The sequence below is a fragment of the Streptomyces sp. SLBN-8D4 genome, assembly GCF_049739545.1.
Lineage (GTDB): Bacteria > Actinomycetota > Actinomycetes > Streptomycetales > Streptomycetaceae > Streptomyces > Streptomyces canus_C.
In genome coordinates this window covers 6,252,451-6,274,829 of the sequence record NZ_JBMGQC010000001.1, presented here as the reverse complement: position 1 = coordinate 6,274,829, position 22,379 = coordinate 6,252,451, and the positions used below count along the sequence as shown (strand labels likewise).

Below are 22,379 nucleotides of genomic sequence, written 5' to 3'. Positions count from 1 at the left end.
GAACCCGATCAAGGGAGTGGTCGGCGCTGTGGCGATGCCCGGTCCGCCAAGTCTCTCAGTCCTATAGATAAGTGTTCAGCACCCTGCAAGCCTGGGAAACTCCATTTTCTGCACTCAGTGCTCGTCCAAGCCTTGATGCCGCATCTTCGTAAGCCGTACTGGTGAGAACGCGGAGGCGTCGACTGAGGGTGGAAGCCGTCAGATTGCGGGCCGGCAACGGCTTGGGCCCGGCACCCAGGCCATGCACCCGATCTGCCCAGTAGAATTGATCACCGAAGAATGGGCAGACAAGTGACGGCTTTCCGGCGCGCAGCGCTGCTGCTGTGGTTCCCGCCCCACCGTGGTGGATGATCGCAGCCATCCTCGGAAACAGCCAGTGGTGGGGTGTTTCCCGCACCGCTAGCATGTCAGGCTCACTCGTTCCTGGAACACCAGCAAGCACTCCACGCAGTCCTGCCCGTCGCAATTCCTTCCGTACGAGGTCGCTGGTGGACGCGGGATCCTTGGGCGTCATGCTGCCGAACCCGAAATAAACAGGGGGTGGGCCATCGGCAAGGAAGTCCAGCAGCTGTCGGGACGGTTCCCAGGACGGCTGTTCGTGATGCCAGAATCCAGTCATATGGATATTCCCGCCCCAGTCAGGCGGTCTCGGCACGATCGAGGAGCTGAACGCACAGAGTACAGGCGCGCGGCGGATGCGACGCATCGAAGCCCGCAGGGACAAGGCCGGCAGGCCGAGGCCTTGTCGGCGCCATTCGTTGATGAAGGGACGGAACATGAGCCAGGACCCGGCATCGACCGCGTCAAAACTCAAGCGGTTACCCAAGGAGCCGAGCAGCTTTGCAGCCGGCATCAAGGGGTGCGGAAATTTTCTGGTGGGCTGACTGGGCTGGAAGTGAATGATCGCGTGCGGAACTCGCAGGAACTGGCCGAGGTGAATGCCGAGGAAGCCAAAAGAAGGGGCCAGAACCAAGTCGGCCCCCTTTGCGCCGCCCTGTGTCTGTTCCAGTAGATTGGTGATGCAGGGGCGCAATACTCTTCGCATGCCGAGGATGAAGGAAACCGGATTGCTCCCCGTTTCCAGAAGTTCCCTTCCCGCTGCTGACTCGATGATCTCTGCGGGGTCCGCAACGAGGGGGTGAAAATCAATCCCGGCCTCACTGATGAGAGGCGAGTAGCGCATACTGGCGAGGATGCGGACTCGATTCCCCTGGCGAATTAGCTCTCTGCCCAACGCCAAACAGGGTTGAACGTCGCCGCGGGACCCCGCAGCGAAGATCATCACGGTTCGCCCCATGCCATCCCTTTCTCGGCCGGTTCTGCATTACACCATGACCGACAGGACTCCGTGGAAAGCGGCACTACTTGAGTGATCTCATCACGGCGGGCCAGATGGCATGCAATTCTCGCTGCCAATACGGCCAGGCATGCGTGCCCGGCTGATAGAAGTGAGTCGTGACCTCTACGCCCGCCAAGCGGAGCGAAGATGCGAACTTTTCCATGGGCTTCGGAAGCATCGCTTCAGCCACTGCGCCAACAAGTACCTGATCGTAGCTGCGATGAAGGTCCAACGGGCCCGGCACGCCATTGCCCGACGAGAGATGCACGTGCGCGCCCCGGAAAGCATGCGGCATGGCGGAAGGGTTGTGCGCCTGCCAGACACCGGAATCCTTGACGGGGTCGCCCCAGACACGTCTGATGTCGATGCCGTCCCTCTGGGAACCGAGCGCCAGGGCAATTCGGACAGCTGGATCGTTCAGATCGACGTAGGAACTCATTGCGCCTACGTACCTGTACATTCCTTGGTGATGTGCCGCATAGTTGAGAGCGCCGAAGCCTCCCATGGACAGACCAATGATCGCCCTCGAGGAACTGGCTCGGTATGTTCTCTGCATAAGGCGCACCAGCTCACCCGTGTGAAACGTCTCCCACCGTGGCTCACCGGCGCGCCAGTCACTGTAATACCCGGCTTTCCCGGCATCGGGCATCACGACGAGCACATCTGACGACTGCGTCAATTCCTCGATATCGGTCTCACGAGTCCACGAAGTGTAGTCGTCATCACCGCCGTGCAGCATGTACAGGACTGGGAAGTTTACCTTCGGACCCTGTGCCCAATTCTTGGGCAGAATGACTCGAACGGGGATGACACTCTTCATGGCCGGCGAGCTCACCATGAGGTCCTGTGTACGGGAGTCGATCCTTTTCACGGAAACAATGTGAGCCTCCGGGGCGACCGGCGGGCCGTCATGGCCTTCCGCCGCCGTCGACACTCCCGCGGTCATCAGTAGAGCAAGGAGCGAAAGATATGACACGTGCCGGAGGCCGCGCAGCCGAAGGCGACCGACAAAAAGTCTGACCGAAAGAGTCACGCCGCGAAGTCTCCTCGAGATGACATGGAGGTGCCGGGAATAAGGGATCCCAAACCAGACCATGCCTGAATTGCACTACTAAGTACCAGTGGACACACCGGAGGCGGAGCAAAAAAGACCCACGCTCTCGCACACTCCGAGCATATGAACGGATTTACTGGTTCCCTTGCGCCCTTGCCGCGATGCACTCCCCCGGCGCGCCCCGCCAAAAGGGTGACCATATGCCTCTGGCTCTTGCGGCATATGCCGAATGTTGAGTCACTGGAGATATCCAACCGGTGGGCAGCCCATACCTCTCGGGGGTGCAGCTTCGGTGGCTGTGGCAAAGCAGGAGGCTACGGCCGTGGCAAGCTGCGATGGGCCCCCTGCGGGGTGTTGGATCGCCAGTCGGTGCCACACGTGTGGCACCGACTGGTCGGTTGAACTGCCTCAGACGGAATTTATCCGTCGTCAGCGGGTCGGTTGTCGACCGCTCTGAGGGACTGCGTCAGGTGGCGAGCGATCGTGGCAACGTGTGGCGGATCGATGAGGGAGAGGTGGTCACCCTCAACCGGGACGATCTCGAGGGCGGGGCACAGGGGTCCCCAGCCGAGATCCGCATCCGGCCTGAGGTAGCGCGGGTCGAGGGCCGTGGTGAGCGGTTGAGCTTGCTGAGCACGGTAGAGGACTACGGGACCGTTGTACGGCCGCGGTGTGTAGCGTTCACCGACGCGCGCGTCGAGATACGAGGTCCGCTGGTGTTCCATGATCCCAGGGCTCATGTCGAGGCCCGACTCGGCCACCAGGCGCATGACCAGATCGATCTGCTGATCCTCGGGGGTAGCGGCCAGTTCGTCGTACGGCAGTTGAAGGTCATGCCCATAGGTCTTCCGTACGTACTCGGCGAAACGGCCGAACCGCTCCAGCAGTACGTCCTGCGAGTGCAGGCCGGGCAGAGCAGCGGGAAGGATCGTGTCCACGAGGCCGAGGAAGCTGATGTCCTGTCCTGCTGCCCGCAGCTGTTGCGCCACTTCGTAGGCGAGGCAGCCGCCGAAGGACCAGCCGAGAAGTCGAAACGGTCCGTGCGGCTGGATGTCTTTCACGAGGCCTAGATAGTGTGCCGCTTTTTCTTCCATCGTATCGAGCGTGCTGATCCGCTCCATCCCGTACACGGGCTGGTCGGGCGGCAGGAGTTCCGTCAGGGGCCGATAGACGGAAGTCGGTCCCCCGGCGGGGTGGAATGTGAACAGCGGAGCCTTTGCCGTGCCTGGGCCAGGCTTTCGCAATGTGGTGATGACGGACTCGGCGGCCGGGTTGACTGCCGGCCGAATGAGGTCTGCCACCCCGGCCACTGTCCGCTGCGTCAGGATTTCCGCTGCGGTGATGTCCAGGCGGACATCACCGACTCGGCGCCGGATTGCCTTCACGAGCTGCTCAGCGGTGCCCCGATCTCCGCCGGCCGTCACGAAGTCGGCTCGTACGTCGCTGGGCGAACTGTGCAGGACCTCCGTCCAGGTGCTGGCAACCAGGCGCTCGGCGGCATCCCGCGGTTGGATCGTCGACGGCAGGACGGGATGCGGCCGACAGGTGGGTCCGCTCTCGGGCGGGGACGGCGCCTGCTCATTGTCGGCGCCCAGTCCGAGGTCGCTCAGCACGGCGTCGGCGACCTCCCGCAGCGTCGCGCCCCGCAACATGAGGTCCGTGGGCAGGGTGACAGCGAAGTCCTGCTGTACGGCGTTACGGATGCGTACGGCCATCAGCGAGTCAAGGCCGAGCGCTGGGAGGGAGGCCGTCTCGTCGAGGTCAGCCACGCTGAAGCCCATGATGGCAGCTGTGCGTTTGACCAGCCGTTCGAAGACCTTGTCGGCCGCGTCGGCACCGAGTGCTGCGACACCGTCGGGGCCGGCCCAGTCGTCGCCGGCGGTGGTGTCGTCTGTGAGCGTTTCACAGAAGAAGGGGATGTCGAGCATGCCGGGGAATGCCTCGAGCACTCGGCGCGTGTCGAGGTGCATGACACCTGTGTGCGTGCGGTTGCGGACGATGAGGGTGTGCAATGCGTCCAGGCCTTCGGACAAGCTCAGGCCCTCCGTCGCCATGTCGCGCTGGGCAGGGGCGGCGCCGGTGTCGTGCCAGGGACCCCAAGCGATCGAGAGGGCGCGCTTGCCTTGGGCCCGGTGCTGGTACGCCAACGCGTCCAGCCATGCGTTGGCGGCCGCGTAGGCGGCCTGGCCCGGCGAACCGAGAAGTGCCGCTGCGGAACTGTAGGAGACCCACCAGTCCAGTTCGTGGCCGCCGAGTGCCTTCTCGAGTTGCAGTGCTCCCGTGACCTTGGGGCGCAGGACCGCGTCGACGTCGGTTGGGGCCAGGTCGGTGATCATCCGGTCATGGAGAACTCCGGCGCAGTGGGCGATCCCGCGCAGGGCATGCCCTTCGCTGCATGCGCTGTCGACCAGTCGTGCCGCTACCTCAGGGTCTGCGATGTCTCCCTGCACCACAGTGATCGAGGTGGCGCCGCCCGACATCTCGGCGATGGTCTTCTGGGCTTCCGGCGAAGGGGGCCGCCTGCCGTTGAGGACCAGGCGGCCCGCGCCTTGGTCGGCGAGGCGGCGCGCCGTCGCCAGGCCCAGGCCCGTGAGACCGCCGGTGATGATGTAGGCACCGCTGCGCCGGACGAACGGTGCCTTGTGTTGCTGTTCCATCAGGTCGGCGCGGGTCAGACGGGCGACGAGACGGGTTCCCAGACGCCAGACGACTTCGTCTTCAAGGCTGTCGCCGAGCAGTTCCTGGACGAGGTCGTCGGCGGAGCCAGGGTGCATGTCGAGGTCCACTAGGCTCGCCCTCAGGCCGGGTTCTTCCAGGTGCAGGACGCGGACGAGTCCGCGAAGACAGGCCAGGCTCGGTACCCCGCCTTCAGCCTGTGACGTCGACACGGCCCGTTCAGTGACCAGCCACAGTCGTGGTGGTGCAGCAGGAGCATTGGACGCGAGGTGTCTGGCGACCTGTGTGGCTGTCTGCAACGCTTCTGCATGGTTGGCCTGTGCTGGAGGGGGCAGCAGGAGGACTACGGCCCGGTTGGCATGGCGCTCGGTGCCGGCCAGCCAGTCGGCGAGTACCTGGTCTGTGTGCTCTTCGGAATACGTGCCGGCTGTGGTCTGTACCCGTCGCTGCTTCAGGGCGGTGTGGAGGGCAGTGTTCACAGTGGCGTTCGAACGCGCGGAGGCCTCGTCGCTCAGCACGAGCGCGCTGTCGAGTCGGCCGGGCAGCGGGGCGGGCGACTTTTGCCACTGGATCTCGTAGGTGAACGCTTCCAGTGGCTCCGGTACCTCTGCGCGTTCGGCGCAGTGCAGTTGGACACCTTGGGCCGTGATACACGTTCCTGCCCCGCTCGCGACCACGTTCCAGGCCGGCAGGGTGGCGGCCGGGGGCGTCGGTGCGCCGGCAGATGGCGCAAGGTTCGGTGCGGTGGGGTGTGCTTGGATGCTGAGGGGCCCGTCTGCCGTGAGGTTGTGAACGTGCATACGGTGCACGGCGACAGGGACAGTCTGGGAAGGATCAATGCCGGGGACAGCGTCGCGCGCATCAGCTGTGTCTGTTCCGGCAGGCGCGTAGAGCACTGCAGTGAGCGCTTCTTCGACGGCCCGGGAGGCCGATTCCCTCTCTGTGGTGGGTGCCCAGTGGCTGGTGAGGGCTGGTTGCGTCCCAGGGGTGTCTTCGGGTGTGCTTTCGGGAGGTTCTCCCAGGACGCGGACCTGAGCTGATGCGTAGCGGTGCCAGGTGCCGTCGGTGGCGCGGGCGTTGATCGTTGCGACGGCGTCTTCTTCGCCGGGTTCCCACATCACAGTGACGGGTGTGCTGCTGGCGATCGGCAGCCATCCGTGCAGGGCCAGGTCCTCGATTCGCACACAAGCGCTCGCGTCGCAGTCTTGGGCTTCCCGGGCTGCCGCGATCACGATGGCGGCGGCTGCGGGCAGGGTGAGGACCGGACAGCCGTGGAGGTGGCTTTCGGGAGCGGGGGCAGTGCCGGCTCCCAGGTCGGTTTGCCACAGGATGGTGTCGTTGCGCGGATCATCGGTACGCGTGCCCAACAGACCGTGGCCGACGTCGGAGGCAGCGGTTGCCCGTCCTGGGCGGCCGAACCAGTAGCGTTTGTGCCGCCACGCCGGAGTGGGCAGGGCGACGCGCGTCCCGACAGGCCACAGGCGGTCTTCGTCCAGATGAACTCCGGCGAGGTGCAGTCGGGTGAGTGCCGAGCGCAGGTCGACTGCCTCATCTCCCTCCTTGCGGAGCAGGGAGACAACCGATGCGCCGTGGGCGTGGAGCGTTTCGTTCAACGGAACGAGTGCGATGGGGTGGGGTGAGATTTCTAGGAAAAGGTCGTGCCCGTCTGCCGCGGCCGCCTCGACCGCCTGGTAGAGGCGAACGGGGCGGCGGAGATTGGCACACCAGTAGTCGGCATCGGCGTGGACGTCTGCGCGGGGGTCTTCGTGCACGGTGGTGTACCAGGGGAGGTCCGCCCGTCGGGGACGCAGTGCTGCCAGCGCGTTGTGGACCCTCGGCAGCACGGGATCGACTGCCGCGGAGTGACCTGCTCCCGCTACCTCAAGGAGCCGGGCGAACACTCCTTGGGCCACCAGTTCTTCCACCAGTGCCTGCACAGGCCGCGCGGGTCCAGCCACGGTGCACCTGAGGGGAGAGGAGTGCACGGCGATGCCGACGCCGGGGTGACGCGACAGGACCGCTGCGCGGGTCTCGAGCGGAAGCTCGACGGCGGCCATCGCCCCGAGGCCCTGTGCGTCGATGGCGGCCAGTGCCTCGGACCGGCGCAGAATCACGCGCAGAGCGTCAGCCAGGTCGAGTGCTCCTGCGGTGACCGCAGCACTGACTTCTCCCATCGAGTGACCGATGACGGCCGCTGGGCGCAAACCGTAGGCTTCCAGGGTTCGCGCCAGCGCGATCTGCATGCCGAACAGCAGAGGCTGGACGTGGTCGACGTGGGTGGGGGACGGCGACGGGGTCAGCATGCTGCTGAAGGGGAGCCCCGTTTCGGCCAGGTAGACGGGGTCGAGGTCGCGCACGGCTGCGGCGAAGAACATGTCCTCTTGGAGGAGTCGCCTGCCCATGCCCTGCCACTGGGATCCGTAGCCGGAGAACACAAAGACCGGCCGGCGGGTAGCGGCCGATCGTCCTGCCGGGTCGTCAGGTGGCGGGGAGACGATGCCCGGCAGTTCCTCGCCGCGCGCCAGAGCGGCCAGTAGTGCTGCAGCGTCCTGGCCGGTGCGCGCGGTAACGGCCGCGCACTTGGGGCCTCGCCGGTGGCGGGCAAGCGTGTGCGCGATGTCCAGCAGGGCGGGTGCGTCCTCGGCCGCGGTCAATCGGGCAAGGCCGGCTGCCGCGTCCGCGATGCGATCCGTTGACCGAGCCGAGACGATCAGTACGTGTGGGCCGTCGTGGCAACCGTCTTCCGTCTGCAATTCGGGAAGGGGCAGGACACGCTTGGTGACGGGTGCCTGTTCAAGAACGACGTGCGCGTTCGTGCCGCCGAAACCGAACGCGGAGACGCCGGCCCGCGCAGGCCGGGAAGGCCGCTCCGGCCAGGGGGTGGCGGCGGTGACGACCCGTAGCCGCAGGGCCGGGAAGTCGATGTGCGGGTTGGGGGTGTGGAAGTGCAGGGTCTGCGGGATGCGCTGATGGTGCAATGCCAGGACCGTCTTGATGAGACCGACGATGCCCGCGGCTCCCTCGAGATGGCCGAGGTTGCTTTTGACCGACCCGATCAGCAGCGGCTGGTCGACCGGCCGACCGCAGCCCAGCACAGCACCCAGTGCACTGGCTTCCATGGGGTCGCCCAGGAGGGTACCGGTACCGTGTGTCTCGACGTAGTCGATGCTGTCGGCCTCAACCTGTGCGTGGTCGAGCGCTGTGCGCAGAAGGCTCTCCTGAGCTGCGGGGTTGGGGGCCATGAGCCCCGCAGAGCGTCCGTCGCTGTTGACAGCGGTGCCCTTGATGACGGCCAGGATCCTGTCGCCGTCGCGCTGGGCATCGGCGAGCCGTTTGAGCACGACAACCCCGCAGCCTTCTCCTCGGGTGATGCCGTCAGCACAGCCGTCGAAGGGCTTGCAGCGTCCATCTGCGGCCAGTGCTCCAGCCTCCTCAAAGGAGGCCGTGACCAGCGGAGACAGCAGGACGTTCACACCAGCCGCCAGGGCGGTGTCGCACTCACCGCTGCCCAGGCTCCGGCAGGCATTGTGCACGGCGACCAGGGACGATGAGCAGGCCGTGTCGATCGTGAGGCTGGGTCCGTGCAGGTCGAAGACGTACGACAGTCGATTGGCGGCGATGCTCCCGGCCGCCCCGGTACTGGTCCAGGGAGTGAGTCGCGAGGGATCAGACGTGGTCAGATGACCGTATTCGAGGGCGCTCAGTCCGACGAACACACCGGTGTTGGTGCCTTCGATCCCGTGCGCCGGCACTCCCGCGTGGTCCAGGGCTTCGCAGCACACCTCGAGCAGCAGTCGTTGCTGAGGGTCCATGACCTCGGCTTCGCGCGGCGTGATGCCGAAGTAGTCGGCGTCGAAGGCCTCGATGTCGTGGAGGAAGGCACCGTAAGGGCTGGTGTCCTCGACCAGTTTCGCTGCGCCGGGGCCGGTGGCGAAATCTCGCCACCGTCTGCTCGGCACCTGCCCAGTAAGGTCGCTCCCCGTCAGAAGGTGTCTCCAGAAGGTGTCCGCCCCGCTGATACCACCGGGCAGGCGGCAGCCAATGCCGACCACCGCGACAGAGCATGGTGCCGAAGGGGCCACGCGAACGTGGTCGCTGTCCGGGTCAAGCCCCTCAGCGAGGGGCCGCTCAGGACATGCTCGTGACTCCCCGCTTTCGACAGCATCTTGTGGGACGGGACACAGGTGCTGCACGAGACGTTCCATGGTTGGGTGTTCCCACACCAGGGTGGCGGGCAGCGGGCGTTTCAGCAGCCGTTCCAGACGTCCGGCCAAGTCGACTGCGGCACGGGAGGTCAGGCCGTAGGTCGCCAGCGGAGCGGCGGGGTCGATTTCTTCCTCTGGCACCCTGCAGAGGTCACTGACGAGTTGGCGCAGGGCTGCCCGCAGCCCCGATGCGGAGATCGGGTCGTCCTCGGATTCCGTGGCCGCTTCGGTGTTGGGTTGCATGGTCTCTCCCCGGGTGCTCCGTCGTGTAGGGCCAGCCCGCGCGCCTAGTCGCCGGTGGGTGCCGCCCAGGTACCGGCCAGGTACAGGTCACGGCATGCGCTGCGGGCGACCTTGCCGCTGGTGGTGTGGGGAACCGCCCCGGGTTGCACGAGAAGGAAGTCGTGGAGGGCAAGTCCGTGCTCGGAGGCGACTGCGGCCCGGACGGCGCGCGTCACGTCCTCGAGAACGGAGTCGACATCCGTAAGGTCCCGGCCATGCTCAGCGACGACGACCAGGCGTTCCCCGCCGGCAGTGGTCACCGCGAACGCGGCGATATGGTGAGGCCGGATCACCGGATGTGCCTTTTGTACCGTGTCTTCGATGTCGTGCGGATAGTGGTTGGTGCCGTCCACGATCACCAGATCCTTGAGACGACCAGTCACGTAGAGTTGCTTGTCGTGCCACACGCCAAGGTCTCCGGTACGCAGCCAGGGCTCACTTCCCTCGAGAACTGCGCGGAAGGCGGCCTCACTGCTTTCGGCGCAGCCCCAGTAACCGCGTCCGATGTTCGGTCCACGAAGCCAGATCTCCCCGACCTGCCCGTCTTCTCGCCGCTTGTGCGTCGAGGGATCCACGATGGCGATCTCCTGGCCGGTCGGCCGGCCGCATGCGACGAGTTCGACGACCGCCTCCTCGTCGCCGTCCTCGACGACGCGGGCAACCCCCTCCCGCAGGGACTGCCTGTCGAAGGCGGTGACCGTCGGCTCTTCGCCAACGGGAGAAGCAGAAACGAAGACCGTGGCTTCGGCAAGCCCGTAGGAGGGGCGCATGGTCGTGCGCTTCATGCCGACCGCCGAGAATGCCGCCTGGAAGCGATCCAGGGTTCGCGGCGCGATGGGCTCGCTTCCGTTGACCATGGCTGCAACGGAGCCGAGTGTCAGAGCGGCCCGTTCATCGGCAGTCACCCGTTCGACACAGTAGTCATATGCGAAGTTGGGTGCCGCGGTGATGGCCCCTTTGTGCTGAGAGAGCAGGCTCAACCAACGGCCCGGCTGTTGGATGAACGCCAGGGGATCCATGAGCACCGAAGGGATATGCCCCAGGATGGGCAAGGCGACCGCAAGCACGAGACCCATGTCATGGTAAAGCGGCAGCCATCCCACAGTACAGTTGCGCCCTCGGCGGATGTCATAAGCATCAAGCGCCTGCCGAGCGTTGATGCACACGTTGGAATGTGTGATCTCCACGCCCGACGGAATTCGGGTGGAGCCGGAGGTGTACTGCAGGTAGGCCACATCACCGGGTTGGGGGTCTCGATCCTCGAGAGGAGGCTGCTTCGCGACCTCCTGCACGTCCGATTCAGTGACGACGCCGCAGCCGGGCACGACGGCTTGGGCGGCGCAGAAATCCGTGAGTGGCTGGCGGTGGTCCTCCACGGTCAACATCAGGACGGGGGCCGCGTCCTGAAGGACGGCCGCAAGTTTGTCCTTGTGGCCTGGAAGGAACGGGGTGAACAGCGGGACGGCGATCGCCCCCGCGCAGATGGCACCCAGGAAGCCGACGATGTATTCGAGGGACTGCGGCGCGACGATCGCGACTCTCTCACCGGCAGCACCCATGTGTCGCAGGCCTGAGGCTGTGACGCGTACCCGGGTATTGAGTTGCTTCCACGTCAGCGATGTGACTGTTCCCCGGATATCAGTGCTGTGGTCGACGAACGTGAAAGCCGTTTCGTCCGGGGTGCACGCGGCTGTGTGGGCGAGTTGCTGGCTGAGTGTCTCTGTCACCGACGATGGCACTGACTCACCGACCTTCGTTTCAGCATGGCAAAGAGCTTCGGGATCAGTCGGGCACAGCCGAATGGGATATCACACGCTACAGTTGCATGATTATGAGTGCAAAGCAGCACAAAGAGTGAAACACGATACCGACCCCTTCTCCACGTGACACGCCGCCACCTGGACGGCGGGCGGCCCGTACAATCGGCCAGCGGGTTTCGAGAGCGCTCCTATGCCAACGCCCCCAGGTGCGGGGCCTGTTGTTCCGAATTGCCGGCCTCGGAGGGCGTGAAGTCGCGGGGCCCGCAACACTGAGGTTGTGCCGGTAGGCCAGTCGAATGAACTAGCGTGGCGGCGCTCCGGAGGGCTGCGCTTCGAAGATGACGGCGGCTTCTCGCAGATGGCACCCGTTGCTCCCCAGACAAGTGGGGCAGACCCCGGTTTCTCCTGGCCCCATGACCGCGACCTGCTGAGAGCAGCTCGCCGCGCCGATCGTGCCCCTATGAGACAACCTGAACGTGGCACAAAGACGCCCAGATGCAAAGCGCCTCGACACCCGCCCAACCGCCTGATGCGCCCATCGGCCGGGGCCTGCGCAATATCCAGTGCCGAGGCAATCTCGTTGATGGATGTCTCAGCTAAACCGACCTCACAGCAACGAGGCGCACCAGAAAGGCCAGTAGTTGACCGTCACGACGGATTGGTTGCCGACACAAATGTCAGAAGCATCGTGACAGGTAGGGAATCATGGGTCGACTACGTGTACTAAGCATCGTCACAGCTGTCGTTCTCTCGACCTTCTTGACGGCCCTGGACAACACCGTAGTGAATCTCGCCATCCCGCAGATGCGCACTGAACTCGGCCTGACAGACACTGATGTGAAGTGGGTGGCGACCGCATACCCTCTCGCCCTTGCCAGCTTCTTGCTGCTTGCCGGGCGCCTGACGGACGGAAAGGGTCGACGATGGTCCCTGCTGACAGGTGTCGCCGTATTCACGGTGTCGTCGGCCTGTTGCGCTTTGTCGACCACGGGAGTGGTGCTGGCCTGCCTCCGCGGTGTCCAGGGCGGCGGTGCCGCCTTCATCTTGCCCGCGTCGCTTGCCATGATGTCGCACGATCTCCCGAGCCGGGTACGGACTGCGGGCTTTGGCGCAACGACTGCCGCGATGGCCTCTGCTTTGGCCTTCGGGCCTGTGATCTCCGGCGTCGTCACGCAGCACCTCGGATGGGAGTGGCTGTTCGTCATGAATGTCCCGCTCGGCGTAGCCAGCTTCGTTGTCGGTGCCCTCGCCCTGCCCAGCGGCCCTTCTCGTCCACAACAGGGCCCACATGATGGAGCCGAAGGGTTGCATCGTCATATCGCGCTGGCGTGCCTGTCCATCGCCTCCTTCGTCTACTGCCTGATCCAGGCGCCTTCCACGGGGCTCGGTGAGCCATCCGTGATCGTCTCTGGGATCGCCGCCGTCAGCGGTGCGATCGTACTGGGGTGCAAGAAGCGCAGCAGGCGCAGCAGTAGCCCCGCGGTGGGGCAACTTCTTCGAGCCCGACCCTTTGCGGGCGGGCTCATCACCCAACTCCTGTGGGGCCTGGGAGTGACCGGTGTGTACTTTTATACGTCCCAGTTCCTGCAGAGTGCCCTACACCTCAGCCCGACAGAAGCTGGGCTGACATTCACTCCGGTAGTTTCGGCTCTCTTCCTCACGGCCCCATTCGTTTCCGTCATGGCCAAGCGGTGGGGAGATGGTCAAGTCGCCGCTACAGGTCTGATGTCAGTTGCCGCGGGACTCCTGCTGATCGCCCTCGGCAGTCTTCAGGGCAAGCTCCTCGGCCTCATGCCCGGCCTGGCGGCGGTAGGAGCGGGCTCCGCCTTGGCTCTTCCTCTGACAACGCGTGCCCTGGAATCTTCACCCGTCCACCTATCCGGGTTCGCCGCCGGCCTGTTCAGCGCTACCCGCGAACTGTCCGGGGTGCTCGGTATTGTCTTGGTAGGTGCAGTAGTGACCGTTGGAGATTATGCGTCCGTGGCTCGGGGAGCTACACAGGGGCAGGCATTCCTGACGGGCTACCAGCTCGGTCTCTGTGTGGCAGCAGCGCTCGTGGCAACCGGAGCACCGGTGGCCGTGTGGGCCCTTCGCCCCATCAAGTGCACGCCCTAGCTGTATTGATCACGAGCGTTGTTGACACTTGCCGGGCTTGAACATGGCGAAGACCTCCGGTGTGGTGGAGCTGTCTAGGAACACACCGCACGGAGGTCTTCGTGTCCCACCGTAATGCCCGGCTGACCGTTCACGGCAGGCGGCTGCTGGTCGAGCGTGTCCGCTCAGGCCGCCCGGTCGCCCATGTCGCCGCCGAGATGGGCATCTTCCGCGCCACGGCCCAGAAGTGGATCCGGCGCTGGCGGTCACAGGGCGACAGAGCAGACTCCACGACCGCTCCAGTCGCCCCCGCACGACGCCGCACCGGACCAGTGCCGCAACCGAGGCCCGCGTCTGCCAGCTGCGGCAGGCCCGCAAACTCGGCCCGGCCCGCCTCGGCCCCATCCTGGGCCTGCCCGCCTCCACCGCCCACCGAATCCTGGTCCGCCACGGCCTGAACCGGCTGGCCTTCCTGGACCGGCCCACTGGGCAGATCATCCGCCGCTACGAGCGGGACCGGCCGGGCGAACTGGTTCACGTCGACGTCAAGAAGCCCGGCTGGATCCCCGACGGCGGCGGTCACAAGGTGCTGGGCCGACAAGCCGGCCGCGCCACCCGCAACGGCATGGGCTTCGACTACGTCCACTCCCCCGCCGACGACCACAGCCGCCTGGCCTACAGCGAGATCCACGCGGACGAGAAGGCCGCCACCTGCGCCGCCTTCCTGCGCCGGGCCGCCGCCTTCTTCGCCACCTACGGCATCGACCGCATCGAACGAGTCCTGACCGACAACGCCTGGCCCTACCGCAAGAGCTTCGTCTGGCGGCAGGCACCGGCCGACCTCGGCGTGGCCGGCAAACTCACCCGCGCCTACCGGCCGCAGACCAACGGCAAGTTCGAACGCTTCAATCGCACCCTGCTCGACGAATGGGCCTACCAGCGGCCCTACACCAGCAACACCACCCACCGATCACCCACGTGAACAACGCTGCGGGTCAATACACCTAGCCAGCGCGTTGGGCGAGACGCCGGACGTCTTCCCAGGCGCTGGCTCTGCGGTGCCGGATCGTGCTGGATAGGCGCACTGGGTGCACCGAACAAGGACGTTGCAGCCCGGCTGGGCGTTGAGGCGCACGCGGTGAGTCGGCGGCGGGCCCGGTTCGTCCGGGACTGAGTGGAGGACCAAGCGCTGGTCGACGCTGTCCTGAGAGGCCGCAGATCCGGTGGCTGGGCGGTCGGCGCCGGTGCTGCACCGCCACGGCCAGATGATCGCACCTCACCCCCACCAGCTCCTTCTGGCTCAACCAGGTCGAGCCATGATTCGCAAGCGTGGTCGCCTGCGGCTATCAGCAGAGCGTGGCACGGCCCGGGCCATCCGGGACGGCCCCGGTACGCTGGGCGCGCTGACGCGCACCGCCGGGGCGACCGGCCGCGCGAGTTCGGTGAGCTCCTGCCGAAGCCCGAGACGCGATGCGATGCGCGAGCAGCCGAAGCGTGCAGACCGTCATCTCGGCTGCCGCGCCGCCTTCACAGGGGATCCTGCTCCGCCGTACTGGTCAACGCACCGTCCACCCTGCGCGAGACGCTGGAGCCGCGGTGAACGCGCGCATCTTGCGAGCGGTGACAGTCGTAGGACTACCCGGACCAGCAGGATGTCCCGAAGCGCGTCGACATGGCGCTGCCCGCTGTCACCGGCGGTGAGCCAGGGCCGCGGCTTTGACGGACCCGGACGGAGTCGAAGACCGTGCAGATCTCTGCTTTGTGATCGTGTACTTGTCGATGGCAACGGTGTTGTTGTTGGAGTCGCTGACGGAGAAGTTGATCAGCCCGTTGCACAGCAGGAAACACCCGCCGGGAGTGGGGCCTGGTGCCAGCGGCGTGACCTGGACGGTGGTGGTGCTGCTGGAGGCGTCACACTCCGCGTTGCCGTTGTAGGCGGCGGTGATGTCGTGCGAGCCTGTGGTAGTGAACGTGGTGGTGTAGCTGGCCTGGCCGTCCGCACTGACGGGCACGGTGTCGAGCAGGGTGGGGCCGTCGAAGAACGTCACGCCGAGCCCGCCGCTGGGGTCGGCGGTACAGCCGACCGTGGCCGTCAGCAGCACCGGGGAACCCACCACGGCGGACGCCGGAATGGCCGTCACCGTGGTGCTCGAGGCTACGGCCCAGGCAGGCGATGCCAGGCCCAGCACGGCGGCCAGGGCTGTGGCGACGACCAGTCGCCCTGTACGTGGTGTGATCCTCACTGGTTCGGCTCCTTGTACTCTCCGGATCCGCGGACTGCGGATGCCGTGCAAGCCTCACGCTAGGAGGATCTCTGTTGCCGTCCGGGAAGGAGCGCCCGCAAGTAACCTGATTGGATCATCTGTATGAACCGGTCGTCGTACGGACGAGCGTGGGGGCGGTCATGGTCCACTGCGTACGAGGTGTGGGCGGCGGCTGCTGCCCGGGGTCTTTGGATGTCAGATGCCAGGCGGTGCGTTGCGGGTGTAGGTCAGCCCGGGGGCTGTACCGCCCGCTGTGGTGACGGTCACGGTGACTGGACCTGTCGGTCCTGCGGGTGCGACCGCCGTGACCTGAGTGTTCGACACGACGGTGAACGGGGCGATCACAGCCCCGAAGACGACGGCTGAGGCGGTGGCCAGGTTCGTCCCGGTGAGGGTGACCACAGTGCCCGCGGTCGTTGGACCACTACTGGGCACCAGTACTGTCAGGGCGGGGCTGGGGATGTAGGAGAAGGCAACAGGGTTGCTTGCGCCCCCCAGGGTGATCACCGTGATCGGTGAACTGCCCGTGCCTGGCGGGGCGATGGCCGTGATCTGCGTCGCCGACACCACGGTGAAGGAGGCGGCGTTGGTGTTGTCGAACAACACGGTGCCGGTGTTGAGCAGATTGCTCCCGGTCAATGTGACCGTCACTCCTCCGGCCGTAGGGCCCCGGGCGGGTTCGGCACTGCTCAGGACGGGAGGCGCCGCGTAGAAGAAGAAGGCGTCCGGGGCGCTGGTGCCCCCCGGTGTCGTGACGGTCACGACGGCGGCCCCGGCGCTTCCGGCAGGTGTCACGGCAGTGATCTGGCTGGCCGAGTTCACGGTGAACGACGTCGCCGGGACCCCAGCGAAAGTGACCGTGGTGGCCCCAGTGAACCCGGTTCCTGCGAGGGTGACACTGGTGCCACCCGACGTCGGGCCGTTGCTCGGGGTCAGGCCCGTGACCACCGGTGTCGGCGCCGCCACGTAGGTGAACGTCACCGAGTTGCTGGTACCGGTTGGATTGACGACGGTCACCGCAGTGGCTCCCGCGGCGTGGGGAGGGCTCACGGCGGTGATCTGGGTGGCCGAGTTGACGGTGAAGGAGGTGGCATTAGTGCTGCCGAACCGTACGGCGGTGGACCCCGTCATCCCAGTGCCGGTGAGGGTGACCGTGGTGCTCCCGGTAGTGGGCCCCTGCGAGGGACTGATGGTGCTGATCGTGGGTGGCATGACGATGCCCCGCCTTTCTGCAGGCCTCGAGTTCCTTCGTGAGTTCAGCGGGTCCCTGTGCTCCGCGACGGCCACGGCTTGGCGTCAGCATGGGGAAGCTCCTACGGCAGCTTGGGGAAAGACTGCTACGAGGCAGATGCCTATCCGCGCCTCCGGTGCGGCGCTTGGGGGCTTTGCCGGACCGGAGACGTCCGCCCGGTGGGGATCAGATCGTCGGTCCCGTGAGGACCTGGCACCGCATGTGAGGGTCGAATACCCGAACGACACACCGGCGGCCGTTGCTGGCCCAACGCCGTTTGCCGTGACCGCGTTACCGCCGGGAAAGCACCGGTAAGCCGGCCCGAGCGAGGACTTGAGCGAAGCACCGACGCAGAAGAACGGCATCAGGTTGCCCATGCCGTCCGCGCTGGTCATCCTCTCGCCGGCAGTGCCGGCACCCGAACGCGACACGGCGGTGCCAGACAGGTTCGTATTGGAGTGATGGTCGCCAGAGCACCGTCGCCGGTGGATGCCTGGTGCGAAGAGATAGGCATGACAAGGCTCCTCGTTGACAGAACAGGGCCAGACACATCGAATCCCCAGGGACCACGGAGTCCTGCGTGGAAGACCCACGGAGGGAGTCGGGATCCGAACTGTGCAGCCGGGGTGGCGGAGTTCCGCCGTCGGTGCACAGAAAAGAACCGGCACATGCCGCCCTTGACGTGATCTCCGGTCAAGGGATGGGCGGCCCGCCGGTTCGCTGTTTCAAGTACTCCACAGGGAACCGCCTCTCGCAAGGGGGCGACACAACACAATGGATGCTTGAGCATGTTCATTGCGGGCGCCTGTGTACCACCGGCTTGCGCGCCTGTCCTGCGACCGGCCTGACCCCAGTGGGTCGAACGCAGCGGGGATAGTGCCCCGGATCCGCGGAATCGGGCTACTGGCCAATTGACCGCTCATCAGCCTTCGCAAGCCGTGATGCCCCGCAGCTGTCCGCCCTAGTTCCGCAGCGAGGTCTGCGGCCACCCGCATCCAGAAGGAAGGCCGCCGAGTCACCCACCTGCCCAACTGTCCAACGTCAGCGACCAGACGAACTCGTTCCTGTAGTGCCAACCCCTCATCGAATCAGGGCAGTTGGCCGGCACAAACAGAACCGATCAGTCCGGACTCGCTGCGGCCGGCAAGCCCATGAGATGTACTCCATTCGGGTGATGCGCGGCGTGACCCCTTGTCACCCATTTGGGGCTGTGCGTCACTGAGAGTGCGAACCGGCGGGCTGCCCATCCCGTGCCGGGGTGAACGTTGAGACAGGCAGCCCTTGCCGGTCGTCTCCTTGCCCAGGGAGATGACGCAGGCTGCTGTGCTTGCCGCCATGCCGCGGCGGGCGGCTCTTCATTCACTCTGGGCCCGGCACTGACAGCGCCTGAAGGCGTCGGGAAGAGAGCAGGTGCATGTCGCCTGCGGCTCGGCTCCGCGATGCTGCGCCCCGGTGGTCAGGTCCCCCATGCCGGTTCCTCGCATGTCCCCTTCGATCAGCGAGGAGTACCATCATGCCCATTTCTCCGAATCAGGGTTCCACCGGTGGCGGAACCCTGGTGACCATCACCGGCACAAACCTGTCCAACACCAGCGCGGTGACCTTCGGCAGCAAGCGGGCCACAAGCGTCACCAACGTCTCGCCGACCCAGGTCACCGCTGTTGCCCCCTCGGGGACCGGCACGGTCGGGGTGACCGTGACCACCCCGGGCGGGACCAGCAACCCGGTGTCGTTCTTCTACGTCGGCGCCCCGTTCAAGTCCTCCCTGGGTACAACCTCCGGGGCGCTGGCCGGAGGCAACAGCATCACCATCAACGGCACCGGCCTGTCCACGGCCACGAGCGTGTCCTTCGGCGGCGTGACCGCCACGCCGACGGTGAACTCCGACAGCTCGCTCAGCGTCACCGTGCCGGCAGGGGCTGCGGCCGGGCCGGTGGCGGTCAGCGTGACCACCGCCGGGGGCACCAACAACGGCCTGACCTACACCTACATCGACGACCCCACGATCGGCACGCTCAGCCCGACTTCGGGTCCCACGTCGGGTGGAACGGCGGTGACCATCACCGGCACCAACCTCGACAGCACCGACTCGGTCACCTTCGGCGGCACCCCCGCGCCGTTCTCGGTGATCAACGCGACCACGCTGTCCGCGGTCACCCCGCCCGGCGCCGCTGGGGCGGTCGACGTGGTCGTCACCAACCCCGCAGGGTCCGCCACCGCGGCCGGCGCGTTCACCTACGTCGCCGGCCCAGGCATCTGACCCTCCCCGGCCTTCGCTCAGCGAAGGCAATGACCCGTCCGGGCGGCAGCCCCCCCTGCGCCCGGACGGGTCTCATCCTTCTCCGGATATGTAGTGCGTGGCACGTCGTTCCCCGCCACGGAACGGATCATGCCGCCGTGTCGCTGGCCGCCGAGCCCGCACGCCGACCCTGACATTTCGGGCGAGGAAGCCGACGCGCGCCGGGTACGCGGCCGCCCGGAGGCCGGTCCCGCTCCACACCGGCGGCGCTCGCGGCGACGACGGCCTCAGACCGGCCCGACAGTCTGATCGCCTCGGCGTCAGTCAGAGTGACGACGGCACAGTAGTCGCAGGTCACGTCGCCCAGGCGGGATTGCAAGTTGAGCATCGGCGATCAGGCACCTGCCATCCCTTGATCACGAACTCCACTCGAAACGAGCCGCACCCTTCACCGTTTCGGGCGTGGTTACTGTGAAAGCACAGTCGGCCGAGATGCTCATAAGGCAGTAGATAGGTCTTGTGATTGATCAGCATTCCCCGCCTAATACGATGGCCTGTAGGTCTGCCCGATACCTGCACAACATGTTTGTCTGGCTAATCATTCACCCGTTCGCGGCGCATCCGCCAACGGGGGACGCCGTTAGTCGCTACATGACGAAGGCAATCGAGGAACAGACCATCGACCCTCTCCCGAAGAGGACTCGCCCGAAAGGTGCCCGTGTCACACGGCTGGGCTGCTTCACTTACATCCCAAAACCCGCCAGCGACGAAACGGCGAGCGGAGTTCTCGCAAAGGGGGGACTGTCCATCACGCTTGATGTGACCGATGAGGACCTGCAGGATTTCGTGCAGGCTTTGAGCGTCCTGGAAGGTGGCCTTTCAAGACGCTGGATGGAGCTGGAAGCCTGAGTGTCGACACGAAAAGACGGGCACCCACGCCATGCACGAAGAAGGACCAACTCCCTATTCCGATTTCTCCGGCGAATTTCTGTACGGCTATAAGGACGCCAACGAATATCAGAATCCAGTTGGAATTCTCTATCCTCCTTTGACGCCGCCGGAGTCAGGCTGGGATCCTGCAGAAGAGCTGGCCTATATACTGCGCGATGCCGTCGAGGCGGAGCAGGCCAAAATTCCGGCCGCACGAGGCGGGGAACGTGCGGATGCGAGGTCCCATCGGGAAAACCTGGTGCAGATCACCGCAGAGTTGCCACCCGTCAAGGCCGCGCCCCCGGGCCATCGCAGGACGCGGGCACGACACAGAGACAAGTTCCTCACTCTCAGTTACTGCATTGGCGCAGTGGTGGCCGTCATCGCGGCGACGGTCAGCGTGTTCGGTGGGGTGATCGCTTACGATCCGCTACTGTTCATCGCCGCGGGCCCCACGGCCAGCAGCGTCGTCTCCTGGTGGCCTCTCCTGATCTTCGGCCCCTGGCTGGTGGCGTCGCTGTCCATCCTGCGCCACGCTCTGCACCGGAGCCGGTCCTTGCACTCCTGGTGCGTGGTCTTGGTGTTCTCCTCCATCGCCATGGCCTTGTGTATCGCCCAGGCCCCAAACGACCTCATGGGCAGAGCGGCGGCTGCGATGCCGATCTTCGCGTCCTTGACGTGCTTCCAGCAGCTGGTACGCCAGATCACCCTGACCAGGCCACCCCGGCGCCCATTGCGCCGACACCGACTGCAGCCGACGGAGGCACCCGTCGGTGGAGTGCCGTCGAACAGCGGGCCTCAGACCTCCGTCAGGTGACACTGCCAAGAACGGCTCACGCGAGCGGACAGCTGTCCACAGTGACCCATACGACCTGCCCCAGGCACGCGTCGAGTGGGTCACCATGCTCATCTCGCGCGTGAGGGTGACCGCCACCAGCGCCGGCGGCCTGCATCAGTCACCCGGACAGGACCCCAAACGGTGCCGCCGCTGCTTCGCCGACAACGGCGGCACCGGGGAGCCTCCGGCCCCTGCGGCGACGTGGGGAGGACCGGATGAGCCCACACCGCAACCCTGCAAGCGGCGCAGCCCCGGCGCCAGCGGTGCGCCGCCGAACGGAGGACCGACGCCACGAGAGCCGTGCGGTCCCTTCTTCGGCCCGCACGGCCGATCCCGCAAAGCCAGCGGCGCTCGCCGCGTCATCAGGATCCGCGAGAAGCGGATGGTCCTCTCCGCCCATTTTCCTGTCTTTGCCGGACGTCGGTTCCCGTCGAGGCGGCCGACCTCACCTCTGTCGGCATGCACCTGAACGACCCGTTCGCCGACAAGGTCGGGGTGACCGCCCCGTCCCGAAGTCCGGCCGATGGCCGGCAACTCAGGGCGAGATGTCTGCCGTAGGTTGGCCGAGGGACGCGCACTTCGAGAGCATGTGGTCACGTCCCGGGTCCGCCGCCGCCCGACCGGCCACCGTCGGCAACGCCGACTACCTGGTCGTGGATGGTGACCCGGCAAGCGTGGCAGCCTGCAGGGCTCTTTCCAGCAGGTCCGGGGAGTGCAAAGTCCCAGTTCCATTCGGTGGAATGACCCATTCCAGATGTCCGGTGTCACGGTAAGGGGGCGGAACCGCAACCCAGCATCCCTTGCCGACGTGGCGGACTCCGACGCCGATCCACTGGCCGGCCTGGCCGGGAGGCAGGAAGAAGCCCACCCTACGAGCTCTTCTGTGCCTGAGGACCGGGCCGGGAGTGCGCAGCGGGTCCTCCCACAGGACGTTCAGAGCGAGCAGCCCGATGCTTTCGGGGACACTGAGAACGGTCCAGTAGCGCCCGGCTTCCAGCAGGGTGGTGCCCGTTCCGGAGTCCCACTGCCGTTTGCACGCTCGAGGGTCGGAGGAGGCCGCGGCAAGCCACTCCACACTGCGCATCCATGCTGAGTTCCACATGTGATCTCCTGAAAGGCCTCGTCAGGAACGCGCCATACCCATGGCTGCGCACTGAGTACGTATCTGCAGGTCAAACGGTGATCATGCTGATGGTTGCCGGAAGGCCGGGGGAAGGGTGGCGGACCCTGGCGCTTCGGGGATCACCGTTGTGGGTGACAGCAGGCAGCGAGGGCATCGACAATGTCGCGTGATGCCCGGGTTTATGCTCGCGAGGTTCCAGGTGGTGATGGCCATTGAGCGCAGCATTTACGGGTACACTTGCAGCGTTACACGCGGGTATATGGTGGCCGCAGCAGACTCCCTAAAGAGATACGCAGCTTACCGGTTAATCATGCTAACCAATGTCTGACTCCATGCAAATAGGC

At 65.8% G+C, this 22,379-nt stretch carries 10 protein-coding genes and 1 pseudogene; 5 read left to right on the top strand and 6 right to left on the bottom strand.

Going from position 1 to position 22,379, the window contains the following annotated elements:
* Positions 1-61 precede the first annotated feature (61 nt).
* From RKD20_RS28455 to RKD20_RS28440, 4 genes are all read right to left on the bottom strand, one after another.
* The gene (locus RKD20_RS28455) at positions 62-1,282 is read right to left on the bottom strand and encodes a glycosyltransferase (RefSeq protein ID WP_424883343.1); all 1,221 of its coding nucleotides are present in this window, start codon (positions 1,280-1,282) and stop codon (positions 62-64) included.
* A gap of 79 nt (positions 1,283-1,361) precedes the next feature.
* Positions 1,362-2,372 carry an alpha/beta hydrolase gene (locus tag RKD20_RS28450; protein WP_424880193.1) on the bottom strand — a complete coding sequence of 337 codons (1,011 nt, stop codon included), beginning with the start codon at positions 2,370-2,372 and terminating at the stop codon, positions 1,362-1,364.
* A 440-nt stretch (positions 2,373-2,812) separates the two neighbouring features.
* The gene (locus tag RKD20_RS28445) at positions 2,813-9,517 is read right to left on the bottom strand and encodes an SDR family NAD(P)-dependent oxidoreductase (RefSeq protein ID WP_424880192.1); all 6,705 of its coding nucleotides are present in this window, start codon (positions 9,515-9,517) and stop codon (positions 2,813-2,815) included.
* A 44-nt stretch (positions 9,518-9,561) separates the two neighbouring features.
* Complete coding sequence (locus tag RKD20_RS28440; RefSeq protein ID WP_424880191.1) at positions 9,562-11,283, bottom strand: fatty acyl-AMP ligase; 1,722 nt, start codon at positions 11,281-11,283, stop codon at positions 9,562-9,564.
* A 738-nt stretch (positions 11,284-12,021) separates the two neighbouring features.
* Here RKD20_RS28440 and RKD20_RS28435 point away from each other — a divergent pair.
* Together RKD20_RS28435 and RKD20_RS28430 are read left to right on the top strand one after the other, a co-directional pair.
* The gene (locus RKD20_RS28435) at positions 12,022-13,431 is read left to right on the top strand and encodes an MFS transporter (RefSeq protein WP_424880190.1); all 1,410 of its coding nucleotides are present in this window, start codon (positions 12,022-12,024) and stop codon (positions 13,429-13,431) included.
* Positions 13,432-13,532: 101 nt separating this feature from the next.
* Positions 13,533-14,418, top strand: a pseudogene (locus tag RKD20_RS28430) (IS481 family transposase).
* Positions 14,419-15,098: 680 nt separating this feature from the next.
* Here RKD20_RS28430 and RKD20_RS28425 read toward each other — a convergent pair.
* Entirely contained in the window at positions 15,099-15,653 is a 555-nt protein-coding gene (locus tag RKD20_RS28425; RefSeq protein ID WP_424880189.1) for an Ig-like domain-containing protein, read from the bottom strand.
* Between the two features lie 216 nt (positions 15,654-15,869).
* Entirely contained in the window at positions 15,870-16,886 is a 1,017-nt protein-coding gene (locus tag RKD20_RS28420) for an IPT/TIG domain-containing protein (protein WP_424880188.1), read from the bottom strand.
* A gap of 1,532 nt (positions 16,887-18,418) precedes the next feature.
* On the opposite strand from RKD20_RS28420, the gene RKD20_RS28415 reads away from it, so the two are divergent.
* From RKD20_RS28415 to RKD20_RS28405, 3 genes are all read left to right on the top strand, one after another.
* Entirely contained in the window at positions 18,419-19,165 is a 747-nt protein-coding gene (locus RKD20_RS28415; RefSeq protein WP_424880187.1) for an IPT/TIG domain-containing protein, read from the top strand.
* Between the two features lie 630 nt (positions 19,166-19,795).
* Complete coding sequence (locus RKD20_RS28410) at positions 19,796-20,053, top strand: hypothetical protein (protein ID WP_424880186.1); 258 nt, start codon at positions 19,796-19,798, stop codon at positions 20,051-20,053.
* Between the two features lie 31 nt (positions 20,054-20,084).
* A complete protein-coding gene (locus tag RKD20_RS28405) occupies positions 20,085-20,891 on the top strand; it encodes a DUF2637 domain-containing protein (protein WP_424880185.1) in 807 nt (268 codons plus the stop codon).
* Positions 20,892-22,379 lie beyond the last annotated feature (1,488 nt).